1 protein-coding gene is annotated in these 304 nt (G+C 63.2%); it reads left to right on the top strand.

The genetic code is table 11. The features are described 5' to 3' along the window. Positions 1 to 304: EF-Tu/IF-2/RF-3 family GTPase (locus C0541_RS20545; RefSeq protein ID WP_274519110.1), on the top strand; the 304-nt coding region annotated here is incomplete at both ends.

Raw genomic sequence — 304 nt, 5'->3', positions numbered from 1 at the left:
ACCGACGAGGTGTTCATCGTGCTGGACGGCGACCAGAGCGACATCGGCGTGCCGGCGATCCTGAAGCTGGTCGAGGCGCTGGATTCGTTCATTCCGGAGCCGACCCGCGACGTCGACCGTCCGTTCCTGATGCCGGTCGAAGACGTGTTCTCGATCTCCGGCCGCGGCACCGTGGTGACCGGTCGTATTGAGCGCGGCATCATCAAGGTTGGCGACGAAATCGAAATCGTCGGTATCCGCGACACCCAGAAGACCACCGTCACCGGCGTGGAAATGTTCCGCAAGCTGCTGGACCAGGGTCAGG

Origin of the sequence: Xanthomonas arboricola, assembly GCF_003353015.1 — a bacterium.
GTDB classification, from domain to species: domain Bacteria; phylum Pseudomonadota; class Gammaproteobacteria; order Xanthomonadales; family Xanthomonadaceae; genus Xanthomonas; species Xanthomonas arboricola_E.
The sequence above is the reverse complement of the archived record's forward strand: the minus strand, read 5'-3'. Positions and strand labels throughout refer to the sequence as shown.